This window comes from Mesonia sp. HuA40 (assembly GCF_008017835.1).
Classification (GTDB): Bacteria; Bacteroidota; Bacteroidia; order Flavobacteriales; family Flavobacteriaceae; genus Mesonia.
In genome coordinates this window covers 65,927-73,880 of record NZ_VRLT01000032.1, presented here as the reverse complement: position 1 = coordinate 73,880, position 7,954 = coordinate 65,927, and the positions used below count along the sequence as shown (strand labels likewise).

Sequence of the window (7,954 nt, the reverse complement as noted above, 5' to 3'; positions counted from 1 at the left end):
CTTTTACACATAGCTTTGGCTCTTATTAAAAATCAAACTTATTATAAAAATAGCTTGGATTTGTCATAGAAATCGGTTTGACAAGGCGTGGTTTTCCTTTAAAAATGAATAAACACCACTACTTTTTAAACCCAGTTTCATCGCAATAGAATGTGGATTTAAAAAATCAATAAAAAGCCTAGGGAATTCAAAAGTTTTGTGTTTTTTTGAAATGGCGTAGCTTTGTACGCTAAAACCCAAAACACATGCCCCAAGCGATTAAGCGTATACTGCTATTGACTTCTGAATTTCCTCCGCAACCGGGAGGCATTGGCAACCATGCATGGCATTTGGCGAGATCTTTTGCCGCTGCGGGTAAGCAAGTGGTAGTTATCAGCGATCAGCGTTCGGTTGAGGGGGAGGAAGAGCGCTTGTTTGATGCAGAACAAGACTTTAAAATCATACGTATAAAACGCCGAAAGCCGATGGCTTTGGCTTATCTAAACAGGTTCCGCCAAGCCAAGCAAGCCATAAGGCATGCCGATGCGCTGCTGCTTTCGGGGAAGTTTTCGCTTTGGTTGGGGGCGGGATTGAGTTTTAACTTTAAAGGAAAAAAGATAGGCGTATTGCATGGTAGCGAATTGCAATTGCCAAAGGCTTGGCAACGGCAGCTTACTCGCTATGGTCTCAAACGCTTAGATGAGCGGATTGCCGTATCGCATTACACCCGTAGTTTGGTTAAAGGTATCGGCAATAGACAGGTTCATGTGATTCCTAATGGTTTTGCTTTACCTGAAATCAAGTCCAAATCTTCTCGGTTAATCCCTGCAATGCCTTTACGACTGATAACGGTAGGCAATCTAACGCAGCGTAAAGGTCAACACAATATTATCAAAGCTCTGCCTTTGCTTAAAAAGCATTTTGCCGGAGTAAGTTATCATATGTTGGGGCTACCGACCGAAAAAAAAGCATTGCAAGCCTTGGGCGAGCGTTTGGGCGTAGCCGATCGTTTGCATTTTCATGGCAGAGTAAGCGAAAGCGATAAAATCAAACAATTGCAAGCCGCGCATATCTTTATGATGCTGAGTGAAAACACGGCCGAGGGTGATGTAGAAGGCTTTGGCATTGCGATTCTAGAAGCCAATGCCTTGGGACTACCCGGAATTGGATCTCGAGGTTGCGGTATAGAAGATGCGATTGCGCACGGCAAATCTGGCTTATTGGTCGATGCACAGGCCCCTGAACAAGTACTGGAGCAAGTACAACAAATTATGAAAAACTATGCCAGCTTTTCAAGCGGAGCACAAACTTGGGCCAAAAACTTTAGCTGGGAAAAGATTATACCCCAGTACCTTAAAATATTGGAAGCATGAAACTAGCGATTATCTCTCATACAGAACATTATAAAACCACAAGTGGCCAGATAGTGGGTTGGGGTCCTACGGTTACCGAAATCAATCACCTTATTCAAGATTTTGAGGCGATTTATCATTTAGCTTACTTGCACGCAGAAAACCCGCCGCCTAGTGCGCTGCCATATAACTCTAAACACATCCATTTTATACCTCTAAGACCTAGAGGGGGAAAAAGCTGGAGCGATAAACTGGGTGTTTTAAAGGGCATTCCCGAAACCCTAGGTAAAGTGCGTAGCTTAGTGGGTGAGGTGGATGCGATTCAATTTCGAGCGCCTACCGGCATGGGGGTGTACTTGATTCCGTATTTAAGTGGTTTAAAATCGCCAAAAGTTTGGTTCAAATATGCCGGGAACTGGAACCAAAACCAACCACCGCTGGGCTATGCCTTGCAGCGGTATTGGTTAAAAAAGCAAAACCGACCCGTAACCATTAACGGAGCCTGGCCCGGGCAGCCGGCGCATTGTTTTACTTTTGAAAATCCTTGCTTGACCCAAGTTGAACGAAAAGAAGGAGCAGCCATAATTGCTCAAAAAAGTTATTCGGCTCCTTTTAGGTTTTGTTTTGTAGGTCGGCTCGAAGATGAGAAAGGCGTACAACGCATTTTGGATGCTTTTGCTGGCTTACCCACTAGCGCTGTGGCTCAAATTGATTTTATCGGTAACGGAGCCAAGCGTGAGCAGTATGAAGAGCAAGCTAAGACCCAGCAGTTACCCGCTCGTTTTCACGGATTTTTACAGCGAGAAGCCGTATTTGAGTGCTACAATAAAGCACATTTTTTATTATTGCCTAGTGATTCAGAGGGCTTTCCTAAGGTGATTGCCGAAGCTATGAATTATGGTTGCATACCCATTGTAAGCGATGTTTCTTGTATTGGACAATATGTAAACCCACAAAACGGCTATAAAATGAAAAGCATTGACACTCTTGGTTTACAAGAAGCCATACAACAAGCTTTAGCTGCGGATATAAGCAAACGCAAAACGCAGGCGGAGGCCTGCCATACCGTGGCAGCTCATTTTACCTATGCTCATTACCGCAAAAGAATTAAAGCATTATTAGATCAGTATTGAAACTAAAACCAAAAAATATCAACCGACTTAAACCTTTGGTGGCTGCTTTGGGGCACGTTGGCTTAGGCTTACTGGCCAGTGTGTATCGACCGGCTATGGGATTGTATTTGGTAGTGGTTTTTGCTTATTTCATATATCGTTTTTTAACCAAGCCCGATAAAGAAAAAGAAATATTGGTCGCCAGTGCCTATATTGCCGGTGCCGAAGTGTTTTTTAGAATGACCAAAGCCATGTTCTTTTATGAAACCGGGAAATATGCGGTAATTCTGTTTTTGTTAATCGGTATGTTTTATACTGGTTTTAAGCGCAAGGCTTATCCTTACGTACTGTATATTCTTCTTTTGCTCCCAGGAGTGATTCTGGCGTTGGAATATTATAGCGATGATTTGTTTTTGTTTCGAAAAAATGTATTGTTTAATCTAAGCGGACCTTTATGCTTGATGGCCTCGGCACTTTATTGTTACGGAAGGAGAATCAGTTTTACTGTATTTTTACAGTTGTTAGATGCCATGCTCTATCCGATTATCGCCATGACGGTGTATATTTATTTGTATGCTCCTGATATTCAGTCGGTGGTTACGGGTACGGCTTCCAATGCGGCAACTTCTGGAGGTTTCGGTCCTAATCAGGTGTCCACGGTTTTAGGTCTTGGTGTTTTTTTCTTATTCACCCGTTTGTTGCTACCCTATAAAAACAAGCTCGTGCAAGGGGTAATGCTGTTTTTTTTAATTGCTATGGCGCATCGAGCTTTGCTGACGTTTTCACGAGGTGGGGTGTATGTAGCGATTTTGATGGCTTCGGTATTTGTATTTTTCTTTTTTCAAAAAGTAAACGTACAGCATAAGGCCAAATTGATTTTTAAAATAGGGGTCAGTCTGCTGGTAACTTTGGGCATCTGGGGATTGGCGGTAAGTCAAACCGGAGGCTTGCTCGAGAATCGTTATGCCAACGAAAATGCAGCTGGAGTATCCAAAGATGATGTGACTACGGGTCGGTGGGATTTGTTTTTAGCCGAAATACAAGCTTTTATCGATCATCCTTTTTTAGGCGGAGGGGTAGGATCTTCCAAGGTGTATCACGAAGCCGAATTAGGGGAGGCCGCTGCATCTCATAACGAAATCAGTAGGATTATAGGAGAACATGGATTGTTGGGTATTATCGCTTTATGCATTCTTTTAGGAGCCCCCTTAATCCGTAAACTACAAGGTCAACGCAATTTGTATTTTTATCCGTTTCTTATTTTTGCCTTTTTGACCATGGCGCATAGTTCGATGCGAATTGCGCTTCCGGGTTTTATATATGGGTTGGCTTTACTACATTTGACTTATGGAAAAAAGAAAACCGGCTCTCCTGTACCTCGGCAATCGCTTGCAAAAACATGGTAAAAACCCTACTGGGGTAGATTTTTTAGGCGATCAACTTCAAGCATGGGGCTATGCCCTTACCCGTGGGAGTACCCAAAAAAACAAAGTGCTTCGTTTTTTACATATGCACCTTTTGTTGTGGAAGAGTTTTCGGCAGCGACCGCTAGTGCTTATCGATACCTACTCGAGTCTTAATTTTTGGTTTGCTGTGAGTATTGCCTTGAACTGTAGGTTACTGGGATTGAAATATATATGCTTGTTACATGGAGGGAATTTGCCCTATCGTTTGGAACATTCGGCTTTTTGGTGTCGGGCTTTATTCGGAAAGGCTAGTGCAAATGTGGCGCTTTCCGATTTCTTGGCGCAGCGTTTTGCCCAGTATAATTATATCACCCAAGTGATCCCCAACGGTTTTAGTATTGAGGATTATGCTTTTAAATCGCGCAACAACTTCGCACCTAAACTGCTTTGGGTGCGTTCTTTTGCCGAAATCTACGATCCGCTTTTGGCGGTAAAAGTGCTAGAAGCCTTATACCAAGATTACCCCCAAGCCGAGTTGTGTATGGTGGGACCTTGGGATGATCAAGCTTATCCGGCTTGTAAAGCCTATGCTGAGCGACATAATTTACCGGTGCGGTTTACAGGAAAATTGAGCAAAGCCGATTGGCATCAGCTGGCTAAAGACTATTCATTTTTTATCAACACTACCCGTATTGATAATACGCCCATGAGCGTGATGGAAGCAATGGCTTTAGGCCTTGCCGTAGTCTCAACCGATGTAGGCGGTATTCCCGCGCTGGTAGAGCAAGATAGGCATGCTTTATTGGTGCCCAGTCAAAACCTAAAATCCTTTTATCAAGCCATTTGCCGTTGCATCAATGAACCCGAGGCTACACGTGCCCGTTGCTTGGCAGCTCGGGCTAAAGCAGAACGACTTGACTGGAGCGTCATCAAAAATAAATGGGAAGAGCTCCTCTTAAATGTTTAAAAATAATATCTTTGTTCGCCTAAGCGCCCCCATATGAAAAGTTCAAATCGGTTGCATTTTGAAGTCTCTGAACGCAAAATTTTATTGCGGGTGATGGATGTGCTGGTGTGTGTACTGGGCTTGTATGTGCTGAGTAGCTTGTTTAATTTTTCCTATTTTAGTATTACCTCTGATAAATGGGCGTGGACGCTGGTGTTGGTGTTTTATCTGTTGTTGTTTGCTACCATTTTTGAGCTTTACCAGTTGCCTAAAACCACCGATTTTAATCGGGTGTTTAAAAACTGTGTACTCACCAGTTTATTAACGGTGTTGTTTTATTTATTTACGCCTTTTTATACTCCTTCATTACCCGAGAACCGCATTCAGATTCTTTACTTTTTTGTGGGTATTTTGGGTTCGTTAAGCCTTTGGCGCTGGTCGTATATCACTTTTATCAGTTCACCGCGTTTTTATAAAAACACACTTATAGTTGGCGATTCGTTTGATATCGAACAATTGGAGCGCAAACTTAGCGCTGCCGATCCGCATTATGTGGTATGCGGGTATATACAAACTTGTAATACCTTTCAAAATAGCGAATTACCGCAATTAAAAATCGAAGCGCTGGATGAATTCCTAAAGCAGCATTTGATTAACGAAATTATTGTATATACGCCTTCGGCTCAAGGTTTAGATGCCGAATTGCACGAGGCTTTAATCGGTTTGCTGAAACGAGGTTATAACATTAAAAAATACGCGCAGGTTTACGAGGAACTCACCCAACGTTTACCGGTAAAAGATGTTACCCGAGATTTTTATTCTTATTTTCCGTTTAGCCGAAGCGGTCAGAATAAACTGTACTTGTTTTTTACTCGGGTTTTTGATGTATTGGCTTCTTTGCTTGGTTTGTTTTTTCTGATTTTAATCTTGCCTATTGTGGTTTTGTTGAATAGCATCGCGAACCGCGGACCTTTGTTTTATAGGCAAACCCGAGTGGGGCGTCACGGTAAGTGCTTTTCGATTTATAAGTTGCGGAGTATGGTGGAGCATGCCGAGCAAAATGGCGCACAATATGCCAAGAAAAACGACAGCCGTATTACACCCTTTGGTAAATTTTTGCGACGCACCCGATTGGATGAAATCCCTCAATTCATTAATGTTCTATTGGGCGATATGAGCGTTATAGGTCCGCGTCCCGAACGCCCCGAGTTTGTAGCCGAATTAAAAGAAAGCATTCCCTTTTACGAAGTTCGTCATGTCATTAAACCTGGCTTAACCGGCTGGGCTCAAGTAAATGCTAAGTACGCCGAAAATGAAACCGACAGCTTAGAAAAGCTTCAATACGATTTGTATTACATCAAGCACCGAGGTTTGTATTTAGATTTCCGTATTTTTCTAAAAACCCTAAGTACCATTATCTTTTTCCGCGGGCAATAGTAGTTTACTTAATTTGTTTAACCACAAAAAACCAAAACCCGAATGGATAAGGCGTGGTTATAAACTACTACGTACATAGTGCTACCCTAAGGGAGTCCCGAGCATTCGTTGCTTCGCTACGCAGAAGTCCCGACGCTTCGGGATCACTTCGAGTGGGCCAGCCTGGCCAACAGGCATTTTTAATGCCGTAGTTGGACTTGCTGGGTTGTATCGAGAAGTAGTTTATTTCTAACTAAAAAAGTATTCGCTGATTCGCTACGCAGTAGTCCCGAGCATTCAGGGTTCTCGATACTTCGCATTTTTGTTCTATCGTCCAAAAATCCGAAACTCGGTGTGACAAGGCAGGTTATTTTATAAAAGAATAAATAGACATACCATTTCAAACCCGGCCTATCGAAAATAGCAAATAAAACTGGCAGTGCTTTTTATATATACGTGAATATAGCAATAACAATATCCAGCAGCCCACGTTAAAAAGCGTTTCAAAGCAGGGCTTTGCAATCTTTTTCTTCAGTATAACTTGTGTTTTGCGTGAAGAACTGGTGAAGCCTTGGAGCCAATTTAGCAAAATACAAGTGGTTTTCAGCAAAGCTGAAAAATACCTCAGAAAAAGTGTACTTTCTTTTGTTTCGTTTTCTTTATACAAGTAAAGAAAATGAAAATTAGGACATTGTAGTATTGATGTGTTGTTAAGATGTAGGTTTTAAAAACCTTAGAAAATTACTACCCATCGCTTGTTTAAGCCCGATTGGAAATCGGGTGAGTTCCTAAAATTTAGCTTGCCAACCTACAATTTAGCGTTAGTTTCGTAAGCCTAGACTTTTTTGCTACTTTTTTCGGCGATGGAAAAAAGTAGAGGGTTAAGAAATGGGTATTTTTAGTTTTCGATTAGCAGTAAATAATAATGGAAACTATAAAAGTATTCACTACTTTTCGACGTGTTCTCGATACTTCACATTTTTGGTTTACCACCAAAAATCCGAAACTCGAACTGACAAGGCAGGTTCTTTTACAAAAAGAATACATAAAGATACCATTTTAACCCGGCCTATCGAAAATAGGGCGCAAAATTGGCAGTGCAGTAAGCGTTAAAAATTTTAGGCTGTTTAAGCCCGATTGGAAATCGGGTGAGTTCCTAAAATTTAGCTTGCAAACATACAATTTAGCACTAGTTTCGTAAGCCTAGACTTTTTTGCTACTTTTTTCGGCGATGGAAAAAAGTAGAGGGTTAAGAAATGGGTACTTTTAGTTTTCGATTAGTAGTAAATAATAATGGAAACTATAAAAGTATTCACTACTTTTCGACTTGTTCTCGATACTTCGCATTTTTGTTCTAACGACCAAAAATCCGAAACTCGAACTGACAAGGCGTGTTTTAGAGTTATTTTATACACCAGCAGCCCACGTAAAAAACCGTTTCAAAGCAGCGCTTTGCAATCTTTTTCTTCAGTATAACTTGTGTTTTGCGTGAAGAATTGGTGAAGCCTTGGAGCCAATTTAGCAAAATACAAGTGGTTTTCAGCAAAGCTGAAAAATACCTTAGAAAAAGTGTACTTTCTTTTGTTTCGTTTTCTCCTGTATCCGACGAGCGCAGCGAGAGGAATACACCGTAAAGAAAATGAAAATTAGGACATAGCAAGATCGATGAATTGTAAAAGAGTAACTTTTGAAAAAGAAAATAAACTCGCTACTTTTCGACTTTTTCTCGATACTTCGCCTTTT

5 protein-coding genes are annotated in these 7,954 nt (G+C 41.5%); all 5 read left to right on the top strand.

Annotated elements, in window-relative coordinates; genetic code table 11:
• Positions 1-245 precede the first annotated feature (245 nt).
• Genes FT993_RS08310 through FT993_RS08290 form a run of 5 tightly spaced genes read left to right on the top strand, consistent with a single transcriptional unit; the run spans position 246 to position 6,232 of the window.
• The gene (locus FT993_RS08310) at positions 246-1,352 is read left to right on the top strand and encodes a glycosyltransferase family 4 protein (RefSeq protein ID WP_255504454.1); all 1,107 of its coding nucleotides are present in this window, start codon (positions 246-248) and stop codon (positions 1,350-1,352) included.
• Positions 1,349-2,464, top strand: a complete 1,116-nt coding sequence (locus FT993_RS08305) for a glycosyltransferase family 4 protein (protein ID WP_147862085.1) — start codon at positions 1,349-1,351, stop codon at positions 2,462-2,464. The genes FT993_RS08310 and FT993_RS08305 overlap by 4 nt, the downstream gene beginning before the upstream one ends.
• Positions 2,461-3,849 (top strand): O-antigen ligase, encoded by a 1,389-nt coding sequence (locus tag FT993_RS08300; protein WP_255504453.1) that lies wholly within the window; start codon positions 2,461-2,463, stop codon positions 3,847-3,849. Before FT993_RS08305 ends, FT993_RS08300 begins: the two co-directional genes overlap by 4 nt.
• Positions 3,791-4,816, top strand: a complete 1,026-nt coding sequence (locus FT993_RS08295) for a glycosyltransferase family 4 protein (protein WP_147862084.1) — start codon at positions 3,791-3,793, stop codon at positions 4,814-4,816. The genes FT993_RS08300 and FT993_RS08295 overlap by 59 nt, the downstream gene beginning before the upstream one ends.
• A 33-nt stretch (positions 4,817-4,849) precedes the next feature.
• Complete coding sequence (locus FT993_RS08290) at positions 4,850-6,232, top strand: exopolysaccharide biosynthesis polyprenyl glycosylphosphotransferase (protein ID WP_147862083.1); 1,383 nt, start codon at positions 4,850-4,852, stop codon at positions 6,230-6,232.
• The last annotated feature ends 1,722 nt before the right edge of the window (positions 6,233-7,954 follow it).

Excerpts from the sequence above, each read along its gene's own strand:
- FT993_RS08310 (WP_255504454.1), top strand. The coding sequence starts at position 246 with ATGCCCCAAGCGATTAAGCGTATACTGCTATTGACTTCTGAATTTCCT.
- FT993_RS08305 (WP_147862085.1), top strand. The coding sequence starts at position 1,349 with ATGAAACTAGCGATTATCTCTCATACAGAACATTATAAAACCACAAGT.
- FT993_RS08295 (WP_147862084.1), top strand. The coding sequence starts at position 3,791 with ATGGAAAAAAGAAAACCGGCTCTCCTGTACCTCGGCAATCGCTTGCAA.
- FT993_RS08290 (WP_147862083.1), top strand. The coding sequence starts at position 4,850 with ATGAAAAGTTCAAATCGGTTGCATTTTGAAGTCTCTGAACGCAAAATT.